The sequence below is a fragment of the Nitrogeniibacter aestuarii genome (assembly GCF_017309585.1).
Taxonomy (GTDB): domain Bacteria; phylum Pseudomonadota; class Gammaproteobacteria; order Burkholderiales; family Rhodocyclaceae; genus Nitrogeniibacter; species Nitrogeniibacter aestuarii.
Genome location: NZ_CP071321.1, coordinates 545,701 through 570,095, shown reverse-complemented (window position 1 = coordinate 570,095; position 24,395 = coordinate 545,701). Strand labels below are relative to the sequence as shown.

Below are 24,395 nucleotides of genomic sequence, written 5' to 3'. Positions count from 1 at the left end.
TGACGGATCGCACCCTTGCCTGTTGGAATTGGAATTCGGGAAAGACGCGCGGCGAGTAAATCAGATTTGTCACATGCCCGCAATCAACCCGGCTGGAGAAGCAAACGATGAGTCCCCCTGAAGAACTGGTGTATCCCTTCGATGACATGCCCGAGACCGGCGGCTGGATCACGGTCGCCCCCGGCGTGCACTGGGTGCGCATGCCCCTGCCCTTCGTGCTCAACCACATCAATCTGTGGGTGCTCGACGATGGGGATGCCATCACCCTGGTCGATACCGGTTTCGGCCTGCCGGAGGTGCAGTCTGTGTGGGAGACGATTCTCGCGCGCTTCGACAAGCCGGTCTCGCGCATCATCGTCACCCACTGCCATCCGGATCATCTCGGCCTGGCGAACTGGCTGTCGGAGAAAACCGGCGCGCCCATCAGCATGACGCTGGGTGAATACCTGGGCGGCCACGCCCTGTGGCATCAGCTGCCGGGTTATCGGGTCGAAGACATGATCGAACAGTTCCGCGAGCACGGGCTGGACGAGGCACGCCTCAATGCCCTGGACACCCGCGGCAACGCCTACAAGCGCGGGGTGCCCTCCATGCCGCACCGCTATGATCGACTGCACGACCACGACCGCATCACCATCAACGGACACGATTGGGCCGTGATCATCGGCACCGGTCACTCGCCGGAGCATGCCGCACTGTACTGCGCCGATCTGGGCATACTCATCTCGGGTGACATGCTGCTGCCGCGAATCAGCACCAACGTGAGCGTTTTTGCTGCAACGCCACACGACGATCCGATTGGTCGCTTCCTCGTGTCGATTGACCGCTTCCTGGGCTTGCCCGACACGTCGCTCGTGCTACCATCGCACGGCAGGCCTTTCAAGGGGATTCACGCACGCGTTCGCCAATTGCATGAGCATCACCGCGAACGTTGCGATGCACTATTGGCCGCCTGCGATGCTCCGGTGAGCGCGGGCGACCTTCTGGAGACCCTGTTCCCTCGCGAACTGGACACGCATCAGGTCATGTTCGCCATGGGAGAAGCCATCGCCCATGTGAACTACCTCGTGCGCGGGAGGGAATTGCGCGAAGTCGATCATTCGGGTGGTGTGGCCCGCTATGTATCCACCGCTCTACCCAAATGAGGACAACAAGATGGCACCCCCTAAGACCGAAGACGTCGAACGCGAACTGCCCGATCCGAACGAAATCGCTCACACGTATGCCGAGGTCGCCCAGCGCGCCTCGACCCTGATCAGCGAGCATGTTCAGCGCCAGATGAAAAAAGGCGTCTCAGCGCCGGCGGACGAACTCGGCATTGCCCAGGCCTTCATGGACATGATGGCCAAGCTGCTCGCCAACCCCTACAAGCTGGCCCAGGCCCAGATGAACCTGGTGTGGGACTACTTCTCCCTGTGGCAGCATTCCATGCTGCGCTTCGCCGGCATGCAGGCGCCTCCGGTGGCCGCCCCGGCCAAGGACGACAAGCGCTTCCGCGATGACCAGTGGCAAGAGCACTTCATGTTCGACTTCATCAAGCAGTCGTACCTGATCACCGCCCGACACATCCACGACACCGTGTGCTGTGTCGAGGGCCTGGACGAGCAGACCCAGAAGAAGGTCAACTTCTACACCCGTCAGTACGTGGACGCCCTGTCCCCGTCCAACTTCGCGCTGACCAACCCGGAAGTGTTCCGCGAGACGGTCAAGAGCCACGGCGGCAACCTGCTCAAGGGCCTGAACAACCTGCTGCGCGACGTCGAAGAAGGCGGCGGCAACCTGCGCGTGAAGATGACCGACACCACAGCCTTCGAGCTGGGCAAGAACGTCGCCACCACGCCGGGCAAGGTGGTCTTCCAGACCGAAATGATGCAGCTGATCCAGTACACGCCCAGCACCGACAAGGTGCTCAAACGGCCGATGCTGATCGTGCCGCCCTGGATCAACAAGTTCTACATTCTCGACCTGCGCGAGAAGAACTCCTACATCAAGTGGTGCGTGGACCAGGGTCACACCGTGTTCGTGATCTCCTGGGTGAACCCGGACGAGAAGCTGGCCGAAAAGAGCTTCGACGCCTACGTGATCGACGGCGTGCTGGCCGCGCTGGACGCCATCGAAGAGCAGACCGGCGAGAAGGAAGTGAACGCCGCCGGCTACTGCCTGGGCGGCACCCTGCTGGCCACCACCTGCGCCTATCTGGCCGCCAAGCGCCGCAAGCGTATCGCCAGTGCCACCTTCTTCACCACCATGACCGACTTCTCCGAGCCGGGCGAACTGGGCGTCTTCATCGACGAGGGCCAGGTCTCCAGCCTCGAGAAGAAGATGTTCGAGCGTGGCTACCTGGAAGGCTCGGAAATGGCCGGCACCTTCAACATGCTGCGCGCCAACGACCTGATCTGGTCCTTCGTGGTGAACAACTACCTGCTGGGCAAGGACCCGTTCCCGTTCGACCTGCTGTACTGGAACTCAGACTCCACGCGCATGCCGGCCAAGATGCACAGCTTCTACCTGCGCAACATGTACATGGAGAACCGTCTGGCCCAGCCCGGCGGCATCGAGATCGACGGCACCCCGATCGATCTGGGCAAGATCAAGATCCCGTGCTATTTCATCTCCACGATCGAAGATCACATTGCCCCGTGGAAGAGCACCTATACCGGTGCCCGCAACTTCGGCGGTGACACCCGCTTCGTGCTCGGCGGCTCCGGTCATATCGCCGGCATCGTGAACCCGCCGGTGGCCAACAAGTACGGCTTCTGGATCAACGAGAGCGGCGACATGCCCGAGACGGCCGATGAGTGGCTCAAGGGCACGACGCAGCACGAAGGCTCCTGGTGGACCGACTGGCAAGCCTGGGTGACCGGTCACAACAAGACCATGGTGGCCGCACGTGACCCCGAGCAAGGCAAGCTCGAGGTCATCGAGGAAGGTCCGGGCAGCTATGTGAAGTCCCGCATCGACACCCCGGCCTGATCATTGATGCGTCATTGAAAAAGGGGCTTCGGCCCCTTTTTCATGTCCACACACACCATGCACAGACTGCTACTCGACACCAATACCGTGATGGCCCTGTGGTTCTTTGTAGACCCGGGGCTGTCAGACTTGCGCGCCTTCATCGACACCGGCCGCGCGCGGCTCATTGCCCGTGACGATGCACTCGAAGAGCTCCGCCGCGTCCTCGCCTATCGCCAGTTCGCTTGTGATGAAGATCGCCAGACGGCCATTCACGCCGCCTACTCGGCGCGCACCGAAGCGGTTACCCCGGTCAACGATGGCGACCCGCTCCCCAAGTGCCGCGACGCCGACGACCAGAAATTTCTTGAAATCGCCCGCGACGGCAATGCGGACTGGCTCCTCACCCGCGACAAGGCCCTGCTCCGCTGCGGCCGGCACCGCCTGGTGCGCGATCGCTTTGCCATACTCACACCGGAGCGCTGGCAGACAGAGGTGTTGCCGACGCTTTAGTGTCGAAGCGCGCCCTCTAAATGCCGATCTGAATTCGGTATAAAAAGTGCAGCCGGCTGCTCTCACCACGCCCTCTGCCGTGCCGAGTTGGTCGAAAGATCAGCAGAATAGGGGTTTCGCTGTCTGAGCCCACAGGGCGAGTTTGCGAAACCCCCTGCTGATCATTCGAGCGACGAGGGCAGCCCGCAGGGCCACGAAAGCGGGGAGCGCTTCTTTGCCTCCTTTCTTGTCGCCACAAGAAAGGAGGTCGCCTGCCGGGGCGAGACCCGGCCAACGACTGTCACGCGACCAACGACTGCCGAAACGCCGCCAACGCGGCCACCCCCTCGATGGCCCTAGACCCATACCACGACGCCCACTCCCCATCGATGAGATGCACCGGCCGGTCCAGCCACGCACTCACTTCGGCCAGATGCTTTTCCCTGAAACGGTAGGGCTCTGACGACAGCAACACCCGATCCACATCGGCCAACCAGTCCGCGCTGGGTTCAAAGGCCGGATAACGCGTGAGCGGCGCCACCGGTTGGGTATGCCATCCGATCCGGGCAAGTGTAGCCGACACATAGGTCTCCGGGGCCACGGTCATCCAGGGTTCACGCCAGATGAGATAGAGCACGCGCTCGGTGGGGAGATCGGCCGCGGCAGCATCGGCCACGGACAGGGCCGCATCCAGTCGAGATACCAGCGTCTCCGCTTGCGCCTCGCGTCTGAACACATGACCAAGCAGACGATAGAGCCCCCGGTTGTCCTCCGGCGTGAGTGGATGGGTCACGATCAGATGGGGGACAAACGCCGCGAGCGCATCGGCGACCTCACGGGTGTTTTCGTCCATGTTCAGGATCACATGCGTCGGCGCCAGCGCCCGAATCCGGTCGAGCTTCACATCCTTGGTGCCACCGACTTTTTCGACCGCCCTGAGGCGCTCGCGCGGATGAATGCAGAAGCCGGTTCGACCAACCAGCTGTCCGGTCAGGCCAAGGTCGCACACCAGCTCCGTGATCGACGGCACCAGTGAAACGATGCGCACCGCCCCCTCGGCGGGCGGGTGAGACACACCCACCGCATCGATGCCGTGTTCAGCGCACATCACGCAGCGGCGAGCGTGGCCTTGCGACGCGACAACTGCAGGAAGATGATCAACGCCAGCAGGGCCAGGCCTGGAATGTAGAACACTTCCTTGTGCATTCGCTCGGCGTCCAGTTCGACCCGCTCGACCACCACCGGACGATCGCCGTAGAAGTCGAACATCTGCATCTTGGTGAAGTACGGCGTACCGGCCATGGGTTCCTCAAGTGCAATCGTGCCCTGCGGGGCATCCGGATTGTCACCCACCATCAGGCCCGCCTCCATCAGGCGCTGCGCCCCATCCCCCGGTGCCCCCATGGGGGCGACCAGCGTGAGCGAGGCCATGCGGTCGGGACGGTCGAAATCGGGGCCCGACACCACCATGCGCAACAGTCCCCCCTCGGGCAGACGCCCCGCCTCCTTCACCACCTCGGTGCCCGGACGATGCACGAACGGCTCCTCCACCTGATCGAGCCAGAAACCCGGCCGGAACAGCGTGAAGGCCACCAGTAGCAACGCCGCGGATTCATACCAGCGGCTTCGCGTGATGAAGAAACCCTGGGTGGCCGCCGCGAACAGCAACATGGCAATCACCGCGATGATGAAGACGAAGATCGCCTGCGCGAACGTCACGTCGATGAGCAGCAACTCGTGATTGAAGATGAACAGGAACGGCAGCAAGGCGGTGCGGATGTCGTACGTAAAGCCCTGGATACCCGTCTTGATCGGGTCCCCGCCGGAAATGGCCGCTGCCGCAAAGGCCGCCACGCCCACCGGTGGCGTATCGTCCGCGAGGATGCCGAAATAGAAGACGAACATGTGCACCGCGATGAGCGGCACGACCAGCCCGGTCTGCGCCCCTACCGAGACAATCACCGGCGCCATCAGCGAGGACACCACGATGTAGTTGGCCGTGGTCGGCAGGCCCATGCCGAGGATCAGACTCATCACCGCCACCAGCAGCAGCATGGCCATCACATTGCCACCGGCCAGCATCTCGACGAACTCGCCGACCACCTGATGGGCCCCCGTGAGCGACACGGTGCCGATCACCACCCCGGCCACCCCGGTGGCCACCCCGATGGGCACCATGTTGCGCGCCCCCGAGATCATGCCCTCGTACATGGCGACCACGCCGTCCCTGAAATGACCCAGGTGGGCATGCTCGCCACGGAACAGGGCCTTGAGAAAGTCCTGGGTGAGCACCACGAAGAGCATGGCCAGCGAGGCCCAGAAGGCGGACAGCGCGGGCGAGAGGCGCTCGATGAGGATCGACCACAGCAGCACGACGATGGGCAGCACATAGTAGAGCCCCGTCGGCGCCACCTCGTCGGCACGCGGGAGCACTTCGAAATGCTCCGGGTCCTTCATTTCGAGGTCCGGACGCTTGGCAGCCACGCGGATCAGGGCGAGATAGCCCAACAGGAAGATCAGCGCACCGGTCCACGTCGTCATGGACGGCATCATCTCGGCCACGCTGCCCAACACGAAATAAACAATGGCACCGAGCACGCCGATGGCCACGAAGCCCCCGAGAAAGCCCATCAGCTTCTGGATGAGGGTAAAACGCGCCGAGGGGCGCGGCATTCCCTCGAGTCCCATCTTCATGGCTTCGAGATGGACGATGTAGAACAGCGCGATGTAGGAGGCCAGCGCCGGCACCACCGCATGGCGGATCACATCGGTATAGGCAATGCCGGTGAATTCGGCGATCAGGAAGGCGGCCGCACCCATCACCGGCGGCGTGAGCTGGCCATTGGTCGACGACGCCACTTCCACGGCGCCCGCCTTTTCGCGGGAGAAGCCGGTCTTGACCATGAGCGGGATGGTGAATGTCCCGGTGGTCACCACGTTGGCGATGGACGACCCCGAATACAAGCCACTCAGGCCCGAGGCCACCACGGCCGCTTTGGCCGGCCCGCCCCGCAGGTGGCCAAGCAGGGACAGCGCCAGCTGGATGAAGTAATTGCCCGCACCCGCGCGCTCGAGCAGGGCGCCGAACAGCACGAACAGGAAGATCATCGTGGCCGACACGCCCAGCGCAACGCCAAACACCCCTTCGGTCTGCATCCAGAAATGCCACATTGCCTTGCCGAACGAGGCGCCCTTCCACTGGATGACTTCCGGCAGCCACGGCTGGTCACCGAAGAACACGTAGGTCATGAACACCGTGGCCACCAGCAACAGGGGCAGGCCCAGCGAGCGGAACACCGCAATGCCCAGGGAGATCAACCCGAGGGCAGAAATGACCAGATCACTCGTGGTCGGCAGACCGGCACGATCCGAGATGGTGTCCTTGAACACCAGCAGATACAGGCAGCAGCACACTCCTACCACCGTGAGAATCCAGTCGTACCAGGGAATGCGATGCTGCGGCGAGCCCTTGAACAGCGGATAGGCCAGCGAGCACAGCGCAATCGCAAAGGCCAGGTGGACCTGCCGCACCTCCTGGTTGTTGAACACCCAGTTCACGCCCAGATGCTCGGTCAGCCAGAATGGCACGCCCGAGGCGACGTACAACTGAAAGATCGACCAGGCAAAGGCCAGAATGCCAAGGAAGATGCCGACGCTGCCGGCGGGTTTGCGCGCGCCGGATTCGGACTGCGCCACCATGCTTTCGAGCTCTTGTGCTTTTGTTTTCGCGTGCCCGCTCATCTGACCTGCTCCTGGGGGACGGGGGAAGAAAAACGGGGGCGGCGGCGTCACACGCCGGCACCCCCGGTTTCACTGCAGCATGCGGATCACTTCATCCAGCCGCGTTCCTTGTAGTACTTGACGGCACCCGGATGCAGCGGCGCAGACAGGCCATCCTTGATCATCTCGGCCTCGGTCAGGTTGGCGAAGGCCGGGTGCAGCTTCTTGAAGTCGGAAAAGTTGTCGAACACCGCCTTGACGACGGTATAGACCACCTCGTCAGAGACGTCGGCCGAGGTCACGAAGGTGGCGCCCACACCAAAAGTCTGGGTGTCATCCGGGTTGCCGGCATACATGCCACCGGGAATCGTGGCCTTGCGATAGAAGGGGTTGTCGGCGACCAGTTTGTCGACCGGCGCCCCGACCACATTGACCAGGTTCAGGTCGCAGGTGGTGGTGGCTTCGGTAATGGCTGCGGCCGGGTGGCCCACGGTATAGACCATCACGTCGATCTTGCCATCACACACCGCCTGGGCCATTTCGGAGCCCTTGAGCTCGGCCGCCACGGCAAAATCATCCATCTTCATGCCGAAGGCGTCCATCACCACTTCCATGGTGGCGCGCTGCCCGGAGCCCGGGTTGCCCACGTTCACCTTCTTGCCCTTGACGTCTTCGAACTTGGTGATGCCGCTGTCCTTGCGGGCCAGTACGGTGAAGGGTTCCGGATGCACGGAAAAGACCGAGCGCAGCTTCTCGAAGGCCCCCTGGTCCGCAAACTTGGACGTGCCTTTGTAGGCGTGGTACTGCCAGTCGGACTGGGCGACGCCGAATTCGAGCTCACCGGCGCGGATGGTGTTGATGTTGTAGACCGAGCCACCCGTGGACTCGGCCGAGCAACGGATGCCGTGCTCTTTGCGGTTCTTGTTGACCAGGCGGCAGATCGCACCGCCCGTGGGGTAGTAAACCCCGGTGACGCCACCGGTGCCAATCGACACGAATTGCTGGGCCGCGCTGACCGGCGCAGGGGTCATGGACAACATCATGCCCGATACGGCGAGCGCAGATACGAGCTTCTTCATCACTGGGTCTCCTTTGGCCGAAAACAACCGCCAAGGCAGGCTGCGCCTGACGGCCTCACGCAGGCCAGTCTAACGCAAAGACCCCTCGGTCGGGCATACGGGACGGCCCGTATGCCCGCACGGGCTCAAACCAGGGATGGACCGGCGACGATATCGAGGGCTTCGTCCGCGCTCAAGGGCACGTTCGCAAGCCGGGCCACATGAACCGACAGCCACATGGCCAGCGTGTCCCGGCCCGCCCGGTCGAAACTCAGAATCCGGCAGCCGGCCATGCCGCTTTCGTGCGTTGCGCCCTTCTGGTAGTTCACCACCTGGGCCTGCCCGGTCACGGTCACCGGCATGTCCCGGTATTCGAGCCGGAAACTGAATTCGTGGCTCGCATCCGGAGCCGTGCTAGCCCGCATGGCAAAGCCCTCCAGGGAGAGATCCGCCACATCGGCCGGAGTACCTTCGCAAAAGAGTTTGAACGCCATATCCTCACCTTGATTGACCAGGATTCTCTGCCTCAACCGGCGCTCGCTCAGCTCGTCCATTGTTGTCTCCTTCATGTCCCCATGCCTCAAACAACGACCAGGAAACAGCTGACTTGAAGGCAGACGTCACACGGGCACAAAGAGCCTCGCTCACCACGCGCCGACCGGACACTCAATAGCCGCCGAAGGCAGCCTCCAGATTGAGCGAAGAGTTGCGCCCCACCTCGGCGTGATTCGCCTGGACCCAGCGCTTCGCCCGGGCACGGCCCATGTCCCGCAAACGCTCGAAGAAGGCCAGATTGGCGGCCAGCTTCGATTCGTACGGCAGATCACCGAGGGTATCCGCCTCGATGGAATGGAGTCGTGCATTCATGAGCCGCCGCTCCAGACGGCCCAGGGGCAGCCAGGAACGCGACACGTAGTCCCGTGCATGCGCAAGCATGCGCATCTCGCGCCGGAACGCATTGTTGAACCCGATTTCCATGGCGCGCTGCTGGATCTCGCGCGCACTGTGTGGCGTCTTGCCCAGGTCGGACGGCGCCAGCAGCACCAGCACGATGTCCTTGGCGCGACACTCGTAGAACAAGGGGAACACCGCCGGGTTGGCCGAGTAGCCACCGTCCCAGTAGGGCACACCGCGAATCTCGATGGCATGATGGATTTTCGGCAGGCAGGCCGAGGCCAGCACCGCATTGGCGGACATCTCCCGATTGGTGAACAGGCGCAGGCGACCGTTGTTGGCGTTGGTCGCGGCCACGAAGAGCTTGACCGGGCTGTGCCGGCGCAGGCGCTTGAAGTCGATCTGGGCTTCGACCACATCACGCAAGGGATTGAGGTCGAAGGGGTTCAGTTCGTAGGGCGAAAAATAGTTGGTCAGGTCGAGCAGCAAGGTCAGCGCCAGGGGCGTCTTGGTCCCCGTCTCGTCCGAGAGCTGGGACGCGAGCGTGATGGGGACACTCTCGGCCACGGCCGTCCAGAACTTCGCCAGGGCTTCGCGGGCGCCGTCGCACCCACCGGTCATCAGTCCCTGGGCCAGCACGACGGCGTTCATGGCGCCGGCACTCGTCCCGCTGACCCCGTCGAATTGATAGCGCCCGTCTTCAAGCAGATAGTCGAGCACGCCCCAGGTGAATGCGCCATGCGCGCCGCCGCCCTGAAGGGCGAGATTGATGCGGTGCTTCTTGCCGAGCAAGGGAAACGAGATACTCATGCGCTCCGTCCTTTGCCTGCCGCGCGGTGACGAACCTGTGCCGTTCGGGAAAGGCAAATATTGTGCATTGCACAATATGGACGCATGACCTGCCCGCAAAGTTTCTTTCGATTTTCAAATCAATCGAAGAAAACCCATTGATTCAAGCGATAGCCGGGAATCGCGAGAAGCCAGCCAGATGCTGCGATGCGCAACCCCTATAGAGGAAGCTGCCTCGGTTTGCGTCCCGCACGAGCAAACAGACGGTCATACACGCACCGGGGAAGGACACCCAGAACCCGCGCCACCAGCCCCATCTGCCAGGGCACCACGGCATGTCGTGCCCCCTTGTCGATGAGGGCTGCCATGCGCTCCGCGGCCTTGTCAGCGGGCATCAGAAACGGCATCGGGTATGTATTGACCTGAGTCATCGGGGTATCGATATAACCCGGCGACAGGGTCACCACACGCACGCCCGATCCGTGCAATTCCACGCGGAGGCTTTCCAGATAGGTGCGCGCCGCTGCCTTGGAGGCACTGTAAGCACCGGCACCGGGCAGGCCTCGAATGCCGGCCACCGACGCAATGCCCACGAGCGTGCCACGCCCGCATGAACGGAGCGGTTCGATGAAGGGCTGAAAGGTGTGCACCATGCCCAGCACGTTGGTCTGGAAGATCCGCTCGAACACCCGGGCGTCCTCTTCGAACTCGGTCAGCGTCCCTGCCGAGACGCCCGCGCTAGCAATGACGAGGTCCGGCACACCGAAATGCTCGATGAACGCCAGACCGGCCGCGTGCATGGCAACCGCATCAGCCACGTCCGCCGTATACAGCCAGGTCTGACACGGCAACTCAGCGGCAAGGGCCTCAAGCGCATCCCGCCGGCGACCGAGCAAGCCGATCTGCGCCCCTTCCTGTGCGTATCTGCGCGCCAGGGCGGTGCCGATGCCGCTGCTGGCGCCGGTCAGAAAAACGCGCCGCGGCCTTTCGGCATCGCGGCGCGCGCGGGCGTCACTCACCAACGATCAGCCTTTCTTGGTCTGGCGAATCAGCGAGATCAACTGGTCAGCCACCTTGAGCGAACTCTCGTGCGAGCCCGACATGGAGGCTGAAGTCATGAATTTGCCATCGATGGCTAGGGTCGGTACGCCACGGATGCGGTAGTTGCGGGCCAGCTGATCGGCACGCTGCACCTTGCCGCGAACGCCAAAAGATTTGTACGCGTCGGCGAACTTCTTGCCGTCGAAGCCATTGTCGCTGACCCACTGGATGGCACCTTCTTCGGTATCGAGCGGCACGCGACCATCCTGATAGGCCTTGAACACCTTGGGATGCAGCTCATGGGCAATCCCCACGGTTTCCATCGCATAGTAGAACTGGGCCAGAGCGCTGAGCTTCGGGTTACCCCAGATGGCGGGCACATGCGTGAAGGTGACGTCCTCGGGCAAGGTCTTGACCCAGTCCTGCACCAGCGGATCGAAATCGCGGCAATGCGGGCAGCCATAATGGAAGAACTCGATCACTTCGATCTTGGCCGGATCGGAAGTCGGCTGAGGCGGATTGACCGGCGCGTACTGCTCGGTAGCCTGGGCAAAGGCCGGCACACCGACGGCGGAAAGACCAGCCAGCGCTGCCAGCTGTTTAAGGACGTCACGACGTTCCATCACTGAATGTTCCTTGCATTGAGGCGGACGCGGTTGTGACGCGCCCGGCCATTTCAAGTTCCCGCGATCGATTACTTCACGCGCACGAGGTTGGATTCGATTCCTGCGCGCGCCAGTTCGGCACGGACGGCATTGAGATCATCGAGTCGCGCGTAGGGCCCGAGCCGCACCCGGTGAACCGTCCCGGCAGTGGCCGATTCTCCACGCTGAACCGATGCTTCCACCCCCATTAACGCAAGACGCGCCTTCAGGTTGTCAGCCTCGGTCGGATCTTCAAAGGCACCCACCTGTAAATAGAGCTTTTCGGCCGGCCGGGCCTCGGTGGGCGCAGGCTTGCCGTCGGTCGGGATATCGACCGAACCGTCGCCCTTGGGCAGGATCTTGTAGAAATCGAACTCCGGCTTCTCGAGCGGACGGTCACCCGGCTTGCCCGGCAGCACTTTCGGCGTCAGCGGGGCGCGGTCGGGGGACGAAGTGCTCGATGTCTGGTCGACAAACGGATTGGAGCGGGTCAGATACCAGGCCACGCCGGCCGCGAATACCGCCCCCAGCATGAGGCCGATGACGATGCCGACGAATACGCCGCCCCCGGCTTTCTTCGGGGGGGCTTTCTTAGTGTTCTTGCGTTGATTGCTCACGCGCACGGATCCTCGATTGGATTTACATGGAGGTCGGGGCACTGACCCCGAGCAGACGCAGGCCGTTGGCCAGCGTATGGCGGATAGCGGCCGCCAGGGCCAGACGCGCGGCCTTGAGGTCTTCGTCCTCGACCAGCATGCGCTCGGCGTTGTACCAGCTGTGGAACTCGCCGGCCAGGTCCTTCAGGTAGAAGGCGATCTGGTGCGGGGCGTAGTCGTCGGCAGCGGATTGCACCACCTCCGGGAACGTGGCCAGCCGGGCACACAGGCCCAGCTCGCGCTCGGATTCGAGACGACCGAGGTCCACCTCGAGCAGATCGCGCTCGACCCCGTTCCACTGCCCCAGCACGGAGCAGACACGGGCATGGGCGTACTGGATGTAGTACACCGGGTTCTCGTTGCTCTGGCTCTTGGCCAGATCGAGATCGAAGTCCAGATGCTGGTCGCTCTTGCGCAGCACATAGAAGAAGCGGCAGGCGTCGTTGCCCACTTCCTTGCGCAGATCGCGCAGGGTGACGAACTGACCCGAACGGGTCGACATCGGCGCCTTCTGGCCATTGCGATAGAGCACGGCGAACTGCACCAGCGACACCTCGAGCTTCTCGGGTGCCAGCGCGAGCGCCTGTATGGCCCCTTTCACACGCGGGATGTAGCCATGATGGTCGGCCCCCCAGATGTCGATCATGCGATCGAAGCCGCGCTCGTACTTGTTCAGGTGGTAGGCGATGTCGGAAGCAAAGTAGGTGAACAGCCCGTTGTCACGCTGCACCACACGATCCTTCTCGTCGCCGAAGGCGCTGGAGCGGAACCACTTGGCACCGTCCTGCACATAGATGTGACCGAGCTTTTCGAGCTGGGTCACGGCACGCTCGACCAGTCCGGTGTCGAACAGGCTCTTCTCGGAGAACCACTTGTCGAAGGTGACCCCGAACTCTCCCAGATCTTCGCGGCAGTCACCGAGCTGCTCGGTGAGCACGAAATCGTGAATCCAGTGGTAGTCCTGCCCCAGCAGGGCCTTGGCGTTGGCGATGAGGCCGTCCAGGTGGGCCTCCTTGTCGGCATCCACATCCACCAGACCGGCGGTCACCTGCTCAAGACTCACTTTCGCGAAACGGTCCTGATGACCATCGCGAATTTCGCGTGCCATGTCGATGACGTAGTCGCCCTGATAACCGTTGGGCGGGAAGGCCACCTCGATGCCGAAGAACGCCAGATAGCGCAGCCAGGTCGATGTGGCCAGGATATCCATCTGACGGCCGGCATCATTCACGTAGTACTCGCGGGCCACCTTGTAGCCGGCAAACTCCATGACCGACGACAGCGACGCACCATAGGCGGCACCTCGACCATGACCCACGTGCAGCGGACCGGTCGGGTTGGCGGAGACGAATTCGATCTGGACGCTGATGCCTTTATCCGCACCACGGCCGAAGGCCTCGCCCTGCTCGAGCACGGTGGTCACGATACCGGTCTTGGCATCGGTGGCGAGGGTGAAATTGATGAAACCGGGGCCGGCGATCTCGACCTTGCTCACCAGCTCGGAGGCAGGCAGCTCGGCCACCAGCATCTGCGCCAGATCGCGCGGGCTGCGGCGCAAGGGCTTGGCCAGCTGCATGGCCAGGTTCGAGGAAAAATCACCGTGCCCGGCCTGCTTGGGGCGCTCCAGCAGGATGTCTCGCTCGGGGGCGTCGGGCGCCACGCTGGCGAGCGCGGTCTTGAGAAGTTCGGCAAGGTGAAGTTTCGGGTCAGCGCTCATGGCCATCAGACAATTCGATCAAACCCGAGATTATACAAGGCTCCCGCCGCCAAATCCCATGCGAGACCCACGGTTTCACATGCGCAGCGGTCCGCCCGTCGGATATCGCGCTCCACCCTCAGGCCACGCTGGCACGCAAGCCACTGACATAGACCATGCGATCGGTGTGCGGGTCACGGATGTAGCTGAGCTTCTTGCCCCGGTTCTTCTTGCCCGAACCCGGCGCGCACAGGGAGATGTGCACCCAGCCGGCATTCGGCCCCAGGCGCGGGTCGTAGCACTCGCAGATGATCTGGTCGAATTCGCCCAGGATCTCCACCGCCCGCTCCGCCAGTTCCAGCGTAGGCACACCGGGAATCTCGATATCGCAGGCACAGCCGGTGGTGTGCTGGCTGGTGCTGATCCACGTGGCCGGTCGGCGCTTGAGCACCCGCTCTAACGCCTGACTGCGGAACACGCTGTTGGGCGAATACGGTTTGTCGAAGGCCTCGCGAATCGGCTGCAACACGTTGCGCGCCAGATGGATGGCGGCGCGCAACTGCTCATTGGTCTCGAACCGGTTGCTGATGCCCTGGCGCATCGCCAGTTCGGAGACAGTCAGCTCGTAGATGCGGAAGTTCGGACTGATGCGGTCCCGCGGATCGAGGTTGGCCAGATCGAAACTCTCGAGCGCCTCGTCAATTCTGTCTTTCATCGCCGTCTCCTCACAGGGCGCTGCGAATGACTGCCAGCGCCTCGCGCAGGGCCTTGCCCTCGCCCGCGCACAGGGCCACCACGAATTCCACATGCTCAACCACCGATGCCCGCTCCCGCGGGCTCGCACCGCGCATGAGGACTCGCTGGTAGCTGCGCGCGATATGGTCGGCATCGTCGCGCACGCCCCGCCGCGTGGGCCGCGCCAGCATGCGCACGAGCATGCAGTCCGGTTCGCCCAGAGCGTCCCACAGGTTGGGGTTGCGCTCGTTGCGCTCCTGCGTGCGCGCGATCATGGCCTCGCATTCGGCCAGCCAGTCGTCTCCGGGCATGTCGGCCTTGTTGAGCATGGCCGCCAGCACCTCGGCCAGGGCGCGATTGCTGAAGGCATAGGCCTTGGGCGGCTGCCCCGATTTCAGCTCCGCCTCCGAGGCCAGCCGGTAGTAGTTGGCCATGTTGATCAGCGCCTCGTTCCGCGGCCGCTTGTGGGTGTGCATCCACGCCAGACGCTTGCAGGCACTGCCCAGCAACTTGTAGCGCTCGGCCGTGGGGGCACGCTGGCAGATGAGGTCAAGCTCCATGATGGCCGCCTCGATGCGCTCGATCAGCGATTCGCGCACATCCTCGTCCACACCCCCCGTCTGCCACAGCCCGGCCCATTCCTGCCCGGCCAGCCGCACCTTGAAATTGGCACATTGTTCGACGGCCCGCACGGGGCAGTCGCCCGCGTCGAGCACCATGGCCTTCTCCAGCCATTCGATGGCCTCGGCGTAGGCCCCGGTCTCACCCCAGGCAAAGCCCAGTGCGGCGGCCACATCCGCCCGCGCCAGCCAGCTGTCGCGCACGTCTTCGGGTACCCGCGCCAGAATCTGGCCGATGTCGGCCCGCATGCGGGCAAGCCGCTCCGGCTCTTCGCCCTCGCGCTGGATCTGCATGCGCACCCACTCGGTGTGGTTGCCCAGCGCCACCACCAGTTCCACCGGTGCGAAGAAGGGTTGCGGGGCCCGATGCGTCCGCGCCGATCCGTCGCCGCGCAGGCGGTAACTCGGATCGCCGTAGCACTGGTAGGCGCCCCAGGTATTGACGCCGGGATAGTTGGACCAAACCACCTCGCGCGCCGCGCGCACCGCTTCGCCAAAACTCTGGCCCGCGAGCAGGTGACGATAGAAACTGCCCGCAAAAGCGGTGGCCGCGGCGTCATCGACCGCCCAGCCTGCCGCCACCACGGCCTTGACGCCCATACGCACGAACTGCACGGCCAGATTGGCCGCCAGCGCGGTGAAGGGCACGGCCGGCTCACCGCCGACCTTGCCCAGGTGACAGCAATTGATGAATACCACTTCGGGCACCCAGCGCATCTGCTCCACATCCCCCGGCGTCAGGAAAGCGTTCTTGCCGATGACCATGCCGGAGACCTTGCGCGGCTTGCCATCAGCCCCGGTGCCGATCTCGAATTCATGCTCGCCGTGACCCGCCAGATGAAGGATGCGCCAGGCATCACGATGCAGGCCGGCCACGATGGCGTCTGCGGTTTCATCCACGCTTTCGCGCACATCGAAACCGCCACCGCGCAGCATGGCAGCCACCTCTTCAGCCTCACGCCGAGCCCCCGGCAGATCGGGGAAGGTGGCCCAGCCCGCCAGATCCGGATTGCCGACCACCAGGGCCTTGGCACTCTGGCTGTGCAGCGGCTGGGCACGGAATTCCTTCGATTTGAGCTGTCGCACCAGCCCCGCCGCCACCGCGGGTGGCCGGTTGCACGCGCCCCAGCGATTTTCGAGCAGCTCCCACGGATAGCAGGCGGACTGCTGATCGAGCATGAGCACCATGTTCGACTGATCCGGCGCCATCAGTTTGAGCGTGTTCGGCAACAGCATTTCAAACAGCGTCTTGGCCACTTCGCTGTTGGCTGCCGGTGAGCGAGCGGCCTGGCGAATGAAGGCATCCGCCAGTTCCAGCTGGCCCGCGGCCAGGGTCTCCTCGGCACGCGCCCGGTCGGTGGCGAAGATGAAGCGCAGCGCGCGGCGGCCTTCCTCTTCGGCGATCTCGAGGCGATGCCACCAGTCTGGCTGCTCATCCCGACGCACCCGCCGGCGGCGCCCTTCACCCATCTGGATGTTGCGATCCGGCCAGTCGATGCGCGCGGCCAGATCGCCATCGCGCAGGGAGTTGCCCAGCGCCTCGGTGGCGCTGATGGCGATGTCTTCGAACACCTCGATGAACTCGATGGCGTCGATCACCACCCGGTTCTCCAGCCCCTGTTCGGTGAGCTTGTCCGCCGCCGCAACCGCGGCCCGCAAGATGGCATCCACCGAGGCCGAGACCGGCATGCCGCCGGCCCCCGTGCCCACCAGCAGACAGCTGACCGCGGCCGAGCGCGGCGCCGAGGCCGGGCCGAAGCGCGCATCGTCCGGCCACTGGGCCACCTGCAAGGCGAAATCGAGCAGGGCCGAACGCACACTGACTTCGAGGCCGCCGGGGCTCAGATCGCCCACCTGACCGAGGCCGACCACCACCGCGCCTTCCGGCTTGATGTCCACCGCGTCATTGAAAAACAGCGCGTGCGTGCCGGGCGTGGTCGGGTACATCCCCAGACGCATGCGTCGCGACAGGGCACCGTTGAGGCGGTAGTCCAGCGCCGCCTCGGCACTGACGATGGCGTCGCCCTCGTAGTGCCCCACCACCACCGGGTGGCGGGCGTAAGCCAGATCCCCGTGGCGCACGCTCACGCGGATGCGCGGCGCCACCACGGCATCCTCCTCGAAGGAGGGCGGCAGCCCGCCGCCGAAGCCGAAGCCGCGCACGGCGCTCTCGTCGGGCAGATCGTCGGTGAACGGCCGCTCCGGCATGGGGAAGCGCTCGGGCAGACCGGCCCGGGCACGCGGCGGCGAGGCCGGCAGGCGCTCGGTCGCGCCGGTCATGAGCAGGTCAAGCAGCCCCGGGAAGGCGCGCGTTTGCGTACACAGCGCGTCATGCGCCGTGTCCTCGATGTAATAGGTGGGCACGCCGGGCAAGCGTCCGGACGCCCAGGTCACCGTGCCGTCACCCTCGGCCGTGGCGTCGAAGGCCAGTCGTTTGCGGGCCGGCCAGGCGCCGTCATCCGGCGTTTCGACCCGGTAGTCCATCACCGTGGCCGGCTGTGTACCGGCCAGGTAGACCATGTGATCCGGGTCGCCGGGGGCCGCCAGCAGGCGTTGCCAGGTCGGGCGCACGCTGCGCAGCGTGGTGGCCGTCGAGGTGGGCCAGCTGGCGTCGATCTCCGCCTTGAGCGCCTTCCACAGGCTGGGCTCGGTGAAATCGGGGTCTTCCGGGGCGAAGGGCAGCAGTTCGATCAACCCGGGGAAGCGGCCCACGAGGCCGATGATGTCGTTGGTGCTGCGGGTGAAATCGAGCAGCGCCAGCTTCTGCTGGGTGGGGTTGCCACCGGTGAGCCAGCGCACCGCTTCATATGAACCGCGATTGGGGGTCCCCAGCATGGCGAAGCGACTGTTGGGCAAGGCCAGGATGCGCTGCCAGATGGCAGCCCCCCGACCGCCGTCGGCAATCATCGAGCGCACCACCAGACCACCCATGGAATGGGCAATCAGATGCACCGGCTGGCCGGTGCGCTCGGCCTCGGGGACCCAGCGCTCAAGTGATTCGGCCAGTCGCTCGGCCGCGTCACGCACCGAGTTGCGCCAGTCGTAGGGAAAGATCTCCACCCGGTGACTGCGGGCCATGAACTCGATGAGGGGGCCGTAGAAATCGCCCACCAGATCCACCGGCTCCACGTCGCGCTCGCCCATGCCGATGCGGCCAAGCTGCCCCCGCAACAATCGCCAGTAATGGATCCACACCGTCTCGCCATGCTGCTGCAGCACACTGCCCATGGTCCCCGGCAGAATCACCGCCAGCGGCCTGGGGGCGCCGCCACTGCGGCTGCGGGCCAGCGCCTCGCGCCAGCGCGGCGTCTTGACCTCGCCCTCTTCGATGGGCAGGAAACCGCCGCCGGAATCATCGGCACGCATGAGCCCGTTGGTGAGCCAGCGCACCGATTTTTCATTGGTGAAATAGCGGAAGTGATTGACCTGGCCACCCTCGTCGCGCAGATAGCGCGCGCCGCCTTTCATGCGACGCATGCCGCCGAGCATGGAGCCGGTATTGACCACCAGATCGTGGTCGTCGCCATAGAACCAGTCCACCGCCAGCAGCTTGATCTGGCTCCACAGGGTGTCGCCTTCCACATCCCCGGCAATGACCGAGAGGTCGGCGGCGGTGATCAGATCCGGGTGTTGCAGCAAACGCGTCAGCGCCGAACCCGGCATCATGGCTTCGAGGCCCGGCAGGCTGCGGGGGTCCGTGCGCTCCTTGACCACCGCGAGCAGGAAATCCAAGGCCTCGCCGAAGACGCCTTTACCGGAAACGAAGTCGAGCACCGACAGCCAGCGATCGAGCCGCCCGGAGGCCAGCGTGGTGCCACGCGCCGGGCAGGCCACGCGCACGAAGCGCGTGATGCGCAGTTTCTTGGTGTCGAGTTCGGCCACCAGTTCGAGCAGCGCGGCGCGATCTTCTTCATACGCCTTGTCGCGGGCCTTGGCTTCCTTGCCTTGCAGGGCGCCCAGACCCAGTTGCTCGCCCACGGTCATGTCGGCGGCAAACAGGGTGTCGATCAGCGCCGCGCGGATCGGGTCGCTTTGCGGGTCGCGCATGCCCAGGCACATCAACTCCCCCACCAGCCCGCCGCGCGAGTGGCTGACCAGATGCACCTCGGCCCCCATGGGCAAGGCCTTGGCGAGCGCCAGCGCATTCTGGATCGGGCTCTCGGTCATGGTGCGGTGCTGGAGCGCGAACACCCGGTCGCCGTAGCGCGACTCGAAGCGTCCGCGCAGGGCCGCCGCGGCATTGTTGTCGCTACGCCACAGGGCACCGAAACTGCCTTCCGTGCTCGAAGCCGTGCCGTGCAGGAAGACCAGCATCGGTCCGGCCGCCGGGTCGATCTGGCCCGGCTTGTTGAGCCCGGGCACCCCCTTTTCGTTCGGGGTCAGGTCACACCGGTAGAGCGCGGGCGGCGTCGAGCCCAGCTGTCTGTCTTCGAGCTTCTTGGCCAGCGTGGCGGCGGCTTTTCCGGTGAGATCGACGCCAAAGGCCTCAAGCAGGCGCACCCCGAGGCCGAGCCAGCCGCGCTGCGAGCCGCGATCCGGCTCGCCCGGTCGTGGGGCGAAGTCGATCTGCCAGGTGGTCTTGCCGTCGCGCTGACCGACCTTGCGCCCACGCTCGCGCAGCAGATCGTCCGCCCGGCTCCAGAGGACGAAGCCGTTCTCAAGCTCCACCCGGACGACGGCATCGCCATCCAGTTCGGCTGGCGCCTCGTTACCGCGGGACGCGCCGGGCATGATCTTGCGCGCCTCGGTGATCCTGATCTCGTCGGTCCGGGGCTTCTCGGCGACCGACTCGTGTCCGGCCAGCAGGTAGGTGTGATCGTCAGACATGCTCGACATCCTTATCGGGGTTCAGGCGTGCGCTCGAACCCATGGAGTTCTATTCGAAGATGGGAAAGTGACGTGCCGAACGCGAGCCAAGTATCTGCGGCGTCTGTGGCAGCCGTGTTGTCGGCAGATGGTTGCCGATGGCCCGGAACCAGTCCTGGTAGGAAGCATCCGGCCCGAGCTGCTGCAGTGTCTTGAGGGCGTAGTAGGTGAATGCGCCGTTGGGCCGCCCGCCGAAGCGGGTATCCCAGCTGAACTCGGCATCGCGACACCCCGCCATGAGCAGATCGCCGCCAAGGCGGGAGAAACTGCCGAAGCCGCCGCTGCGCGACAGCGCGGCCGGCGCCAGCTGGGTGTCGTCCGCCCACACGCTGGGCGGCAGGAAGCGCGCCCGTGGCATGCCCGGATCGAGGTCGGCATCGTTACCCCGGGTGACCGAGCCCGAGTGGCAACTGTCGGCAATGAGCAGCACCCGCACCCCGGCCTCGCGCAGGCGGAAGATCTCGGTCAGTTCGTCATCGAGCAGCACGTTGCCGTCGCTGATGTCGTGCGGACACAGGCCTTCATCGCGCCCGTCGGACTCGTCGCCGGAGGTATCGGGCACCCAGGTGCCATGACCTGAATAGGTGATGACCACCGAGTCGCCGTTGCGCGCCGCACCGATCAGATCACCGATCGCCTGCACCATGGCCGCCTTGGTCGCCTCGCCGTCGAGCATCTGGCGCACCAGATAGCCGCGCTGGCCCAACAGGCTCGACCAGTCGTTGGCGTCATTCACGCATCCGGCAAGATCGCTTTCGGTACCGGGGTAATCATTGATGCCAATACACAGGGCTGACTTGCTCACGGGTCTCCTCCATGATGCGCGTCGAGGCGGACTCGGGCCCGGATGACGGCGTCTTTCGTCTGATTAAAGCATGTCGGCGCCCGAGGTTAAATGCCCGTGACCCTCAGCAAGCCGACACGCGGCCGCACAGATGCTCGCGCCATGCGCCCTTTCGCGTCAGTGGAATGCATCACTCACGCGCCCGGCCGCCCCGTGCCACGCCAACACCCCTCTTGTGGCGTTTACAGGCAAAATGCCGTTTTCCCAACCCCAGACCCGTGCCCGTGCGACTGTTCCGACTGGTCAAAATCGTCTCCGTGAGCCTGCGTTTCGGCCTCGACCGGATGATTCTCGCCGCCGACCCGAGCGGTACCCTGGTGCGTGTGTGGGGCTTGCTGTTCTTCTGGCGACGCTTCGCCGACCCGCGCGCCGTGCGCCTGCGCAAGGCCCTCGAATCGCTCGGCCCGATCTTCGTGAAGTTCGGGCAGATGCTCTCCACCCGGCGCGATCTGTTGCCGCCGGACATCGCCGACGAACTGGCGCTGCTGCAGGACCGGGTACCGCCCTTTCCCATCGATCAGGCGATCAAGGTGCTGGAGGACTATTACGGCAAGCCGGTCGATGAGGTCTTCGCCGGTTTCACCCGCGAGCCGGTGGCCTCGGCCTCGGTGGCCCAGGTCCATTTCGCCGAACTGCACGACGGCACCGAAGTGGCCGTCAAGATCCTGCGCCCCGGCATCGAGCGCGTCATCGCCCACGATCTGGCTTTGCTCGACGTGGCCGCCACCGCGCTGGAAAAACTCTGGCCCGCCAGCCGGCGCCTCAAGCCCCGCGAGGTGGTGGGCGAATTCGCCAAGCACCTGCGCGACGAGCTGGATCTGATGCGCGAGGCCGCCAACTGCTCGCAGCTGCGCCGCAACTTCAAGGATTCGAACCTGCTCATCGTCCCTGAAGTGCATTGGGACTACTGCGGCAAGTCGGTGATGGTCATGCAGCGCATGCACGGCATTCCCATTTCGCGCATCGAGGCACTCAAGGCCCAGGGCACGAACCTGTCGGACCTGTCGATGGCGGGCGTGGAGATCTTCTTCACCCAGGTGTTTCGCGACGGCTTCTTTCACGCCGACATGCACCCGGGCAACATCATGGTGGCGGCCGACAGCCGCTACATCGCCCTCGATTTCGGCATCATGGGCACGCTCACCGACGTGGACAAGAACTACCTGGCGCAGAACTTTCTGGCCTTCTTCCAGCGTGACTACAAGCGCGTCGCCCAGGCGCACATCGACGCCGGCTGGGTGCCGCCACATACGCGGGTCGATGAGTTCGAATCCGCCATCCGCGCGGTGTGCGAGCCGATTTTCGACAAGCCGCTCAAGGACATCTCCTTCGGCAAGACCCTGCTGCGCCTGTTCCAGACGGCCCGCCGCTTCGAGATGGAAGTGCAGCCGCAACTGGTGCTGCTGCAAAAGACCCTGCTCAACATCGAAGGCCTCGGTCGTCAGCTCGACCCCGAGCTGGACCTGTGGAAGACCGCCAAGCCCTTCCTCGAGCGCTGGATGAACGAGCAAATCGGCTGGCGCGCGCTGGTGCGCCATGTGAAGGAAGAGGCCCCCAGCTGGGCCATGGCGATCCCGCAATTGCCACGCCTGGTGCACCACGCGCTGGACACCCGCGACCAGCAGATCGAGATGCAGAAGGAAATGGCCCGCCTGGCCCGTGCTCACCGGCGTCAGCACCGGCGTTTCAACGCCTTGCTGGTCATTCTGCTGATCGTGATCGGCGTCGAACTCTGGCACCTGTTCTTCCTGCGCTGAGCCGCCCGGGGCTTCGGACCCCAATCCCGGACGATTAATTGCCCAAAGGGGCAAACGGCTGTTCTACAATCGCGCGGATTGAAACCGGCCTCGTGCCGCCGAACCATCCCACGCCTCTCCGGGAGCGCCGCCCATGCTGCTCTGGCTCGTCATTGCCTATCTCGCCATTTCCATTGGTATCGGTCTGATGGCCGCCATGCGGGTGCACAATGCGCGCGACTACATCGTCGCCGGTCGCCACCTGCCCTTCTACATCGTGCTGGCCATGGTGTTCGCCACCTGGTTCGGCGCCGAGACGGTGCTGGGCATCTCGGCCACCTTCCTTGAAGAAGGCTTCATGGGGCTCATCTCCGACCCCCTCGGCGCCTCCCTGTGCCTGATCCTCTTCGGCCTGTTTTTCGCCAAACGCCTCTACCGGCAGAACCTGCTCACCCTGGGTGACTTCTTCCGCAAGCGCTACAACCGCAGCACGGAGATGATTCTCTCCCTGTGCATCGTGGTCTCCTACCTGGGCTGGGTGTCGGCGCAGGTGACCGCCCTGGGGCTGGTGTTCAATGTGGTCTCGCAAGGGCAGATCGCCATAAACGACGGCATGCTGATCGGCGCCGGCGTGGTAATGGTCTACACCCTGTTCGGCGGCATGTGGTCGGTGGCCATCACCACCTTCGTGCAGATGGTGGTGATCGTGCTCGGCCTGCTGTTCATTGGCTGGGAGGTGGCCGATCTGGCCGGGGGTGTCGGTACGGTGGTCGATCACGCCGCCGCCGCGGGCAAGTTCGAATGGCTGCCCGAGGCCAACGTGGGCGCCATCATCGCCTGGGTGGCCACCCTGCTCACCATGGCCTTCGGCTCGATCCCGCAGCAGGACGTGTTCCAGCGCGCCAACTCGGCCAAGAATGAACACGTGGCGGTCACCGGCACCGTGCTCGGTGGCGTCGCCTACTTCCTGTTCGCGGCCGTGCCCCTGTTCCTCGCCTATGCCGCCACCCTGATCGACCCGGAACTGGTGGCCCGCTACATGGAAGAGGACTCGCAACTCATCCTGCCGCAGCTCATTCTCAATCACCTGCCCATCACGGCCCAGGTGATCTTCTTCGGCGCCCTGCTCTCGGTGATCATGAGTACCGCCTCGGGCACCCTGCTGGCCCCGTCGGTGACCTTCTCCGAGAACATCCTCAAGGGCTTCATGCCGCATCTGAGCGACCGCGCCTTCCTGTGGATGACCCGCGCCTCGGTGGTGGCCTTCACCATTGCCGTCACCTGGTACGCCACCAGCACCGAAAGCTCCATCCACCAGATGGTCGAAGACGCCTACAAGGTCACCCTGGCGGCGGCCTTCGTGCCGCTCGCGGCCGGCCTCTACTGGAAACGCGCCAACAATCTGGGCGCCGCGCTGGCCATGGTGTTCGGTCTGGTCACGTGGATTTCGCTCGAGTTCGTCGCTCCGGAGGCCATCGTGCCGCCCCAGCTGGCCGGCCTGTGCGTCAGCGCGGTGGGTATGCTCATCGGCGGTCTTGTCGGTCGCCAGCCATCGGCCTACAACTGAACACGCCTTAATTCGGGCGGATTGATGCGGGTCAATCCGTTCATCATGTCCTGCCGATAGACTCGCGGGCTATTCACCACCACCG

General features: G+C 64.4%; 17 protein-coding genes. 5 read left to right on the top strand and 12 right to left on the bottom strand.

From position 1 onward, the window contains the following. The first annotated feature begins 107 nt into the window (after positions 1–107). The 3 genes from J0W34_RS02650 to J0W34_RS02640 are packed head-to-tail and all read left to right on the top strand — an operon-like array spanning position 108 to position 3,465. Positions 108–1,145 carry an MBL fold metallo-hydrolase gene (locus J0W34_RS02650; protein ID WP_230970582.1) on the top strand — a complete coding sequence of 346 codons (1,038 nt, stop codon included), beginning with the start codon at positions 108–110 and terminating at the stop codon, positions 1,143–1,145. Positions 1,146–1,155: 10 nt separating this feature from the next. Then, positions 1,156–2,973, top strand: a complete 1,818-nt coding sequence (locus J0W34_RS02645; RefSeq protein WP_230970581.1) for a PHA/PHB synthase family protein — start codon at positions 1,156–1,158, stop codon at positions 2,971–2,973. Between the two features lie 42 nt (positions 2,974–3,015). Then, on the top strand, positions 3,016–3,465 hold the full coding sequence (locus J0W34_RS02640; RefSeq protein ID WP_230970580.1) for a putative toxin-antitoxin system toxin component, PIN family: 450 nt from the start codon (positions 3,016–3,018) through the stop codon (positions 3,463–3,465). 280 nt (positions 3,466–3,745) lie between these two features. On the opposite strand, the gene J0W34_RS02635 is transcribed toward J0W34_RS02640, so the two are convergent. The 12 genes from J0W34_RS02635 to J0W34_RS02580 all read right to left on the bottom strand — a co-directional run bounded on the left by J0W34_RS02635 (position 3,746) and on the right by J0W34_RS02580 (position 20,968). Further along, complete coding sequence (locus J0W34_RS02635; RefSeq protein WP_230970579.1) at positions 3,746–4,552, bottom strand: helical backbone metal receptor; 807 nt, start codon at positions 4,550–4,552, stop codon at positions 3,746–3,748. Then, a complete protein-coding gene (locus tag J0W34_RS02630; RefSeq protein WP_230970578.1) occupies positions 4,552–7,185 on the bottom strand; it encodes a TRAP transporter permease in 2,634 nt (877 codons plus the stop codon). Before J0W34_RS02630 ends, J0W34_RS02635 begins: the two co-directional genes overlap by 1 nt. Before the next feature lie 86 nt (positions 7,186–7,271). Further along, a complete protein-coding gene (locus tag J0W34_RS02625; protein ID WP_230970577.1) occupies positions 7,272–8,243 on the bottom strand; it encodes a TAXI family TRAP transporter solute-binding subunit in 972 nt (323 codons plus the stop codon). 125 nt (positions 8,244–8,368) lie between these two features. Beyond that, a complete protein-coding gene (locus tag J0W34_RS02620; protein ID WP_227815466.1) occupies positions 8,369–8,776 on the bottom strand; it encodes a hypothetical protein in 408 nt (135 codons plus the stop codon). A 112-nt stretch (positions 8,777–8,888) separates the two neighbouring features. Next, on the bottom strand, positions 8,889–9,926 hold the full coding sequence (locus J0W34_RS02615) for a patatin-like phospholipase family protein (protein ID WP_230970576.1): 1,038 nt from the start codon (positions 9,924–9,926) through the stop codon (positions 8,889–8,891). 197 nt (positions 9,927–10,123) lie between these two features. After that, a complete protein-coding gene (locus tag J0W34_RS02610) occupies positions 10,124–10,924 on the bottom strand; it encodes an SDR family oxidoreductase (protein ID WP_230970575.1) in 801 nt (266 codons plus the stop codon). 6 nt (positions 10,925–10,930) lie between these two features. Next, a complete protein-coding gene (locus J0W34_RS02605; RefSeq protein ID WP_230970574.1) occupies positions 10,931–11,569 on the bottom strand; it encodes a thiol:disulfide interchange protein DsbA/DsbL in 639 nt (212 codons plus the stop codon). A 71-nt stretch (positions 11,570–11,640) separates the two neighbouring features. After that, positions 11,641–12,207: an SPOR domain-containing protein gene (locus J0W34_RS02600; protein WP_227815462.1), complete on the bottom strand. Its 567-nt coding sequence runs from the start codon at positions 12,205–12,207 to the stop codon at positions 11,641–11,643. A 22-nt stretch (positions 12,208–12,229) separates the two neighbouring features. Further along, a complete protein-coding gene (gene argS / locus J0W34_RS02595; protein ID WP_321573656.1) occupies positions 12,230–13,963 on the bottom strand; it encodes an arginine--tRNA ligase in 1,734 nt (577 codons plus the stop codon). Positions 13,964–14,081: 118 nt separating this feature from the next. Then, the gene (locus tag J0W34_RS02590) at positions 14,082–14,657 is read right to left on the bottom strand and encodes a D-Ala-D-Ala carboxypeptidase family metallohydrolase (RefSeq protein WP_227815460.1); all 576 of its coding nucleotides are present in this window, start codon (positions 14,655–14,657) and stop codon (positions 14,082–14,084) included. Positions 14,658–14,667: 10 nt separating this feature from the next. Then, positions 14,668–20,124, bottom strand: coding sequence for a CHAT domain-containing protein (locus J0W34_RS02585; RefSeq protein ID WP_230970573.1), 5,457 nt, complete (start codon positions 20,122–20,124; stop codon positions 14,668–14,670). Positions 20,125–20,173: 49 nt separating this feature from the next. Continuing rightward, a complete protein-coding gene (locus J0W34_RS02580) occupies positions 20,174–20,968 on the bottom strand; it encodes a caspase family protein (protein WP_230970572.1) in 795 nt (264 codons plus the stop codon). A 263-nt stretch (positions 20,969–21,231) separates the two neighbouring features. Here J0W34_RS02580 and ubiB point away from each other — a divergent pair, with 263 nt between their 5' ends. After that, positions 21,232–22,764 carry a ubiquinone biosynthesis regulatory protein kinase UbiB gene (gene ubiB, locus J0W34_RS02575; protein ID WP_230970571.1) on the top strand — a complete coding sequence of 511 codons (1,533 nt, stop codon included), beginning with the start codon at positions 21,232–21,234 and terminating at the stop codon, positions 22,762–22,764. 133 nt (positions 22,765–22,897) lie between these two features. Continuing rightward, on the top strand, positions 22,898–24,310 hold the full coding sequence (locus J0W34_RS02570) for a sodium:solute symporter family protein (protein WP_230970570.1): 1,413 nt from the start codon (positions 22,898–22,900) through the stop codon (positions 24,308–24,310). The last annotated feature ends 85 nt before the right edge of the window (positions 24,311–24,395 follow it).

Bases quoted from the DNA above. Each gene is read 5' to 3' on its own strand.
- J0W34_RS02590 (WP_227815460.1), bottom strand. From the start codon at position 14,657: ATGAAAGACAGAATTGACGAGGCGCTCGAGAGTTTCGATCTGGCCAAC.
- J0W34_RS02585 (WP_230970573.1), bottom strand. From the start codon at position 20,124: ATGTCTGACGATCACACCTACCTGCTGGCCGGACACGAGTCGGTCGCC.
- J0W34_RS02570 (WP_230970570.1), top strand. From the start codon at position 22,898: ATGCTGCTCTGGCTCGTCATTGCCTATCTCGCCATTTCCATTGGTATC.
- J0W34_RS02630 (WP_230970578.1), bottom strand. From the start codon at position 7,185: ATGAGCGGGCACGCGAAAACAAAAGCACAAGAGCTCGAAAGCATGGTG.
- J0W34_RS02615 (WP_230970576.1), bottom strand. From the start codon at position 9,926: ATGAGTATCTCGTTTCCCTTGCTCGGCAAGAAGCACCGCATCAATCTC.
- J0W34_RS02605 (WP_230970574.1), bottom strand. From the start codon at position 11,569: ATGGAACGTCGTGACGTCCTTAAACAGCTGGCAGCGCTGGCTGGTCTT.
- J0W34_RS02640 (WP_230970580.1), top strand. From the start codon at position 3,016: ATGTCCACACACACCATGCACAGACTGCTACTCGACACCAATACCGTG.
- J0W34_RS02645 (WP_230970581.1), top strand. From the start codon at position 1,156: ATGGCACCCCCTAAGACCGAAGACGTCGAACGCGAACTGCCCGATCCG.
- J0W34_RS02625 (WP_230970577.1), bottom strand. From the start codon at position 8,243: ATGAAGAAGCTCGTATCTGCGCTCGCCGTATCGGGCATGATGTTGTCC.
- J0W34_RS02635 (WP_230970579.1), bottom strand. From the start codon at position 4,552: ATGTGCGCTGAACACGGCATCGATGCGGTGGGTGTGTCTCACCCGCCC.
- J0W34_RS02650 (WP_230970582.1), top strand. From the start codon at position 108: ATGAGTCCCCCTGAAGAACTGGTGTATCCCTTCGATGACATGCCCGAG.
- argS (WP_321573656.1), bottom strand. From the start codon at position 13,963: ATGAGCGCTGACCCGAAACTTCACCTTGCCGAACTTCTCAAGACCGCG.
- J0W34_RS02620 (WP_227815466.1), bottom strand. From the start codon at position 8,776: ATGGACGAGCTGAGCGAGCGCCGGTTGAGGCAGAGAATCCTGGTCAAT.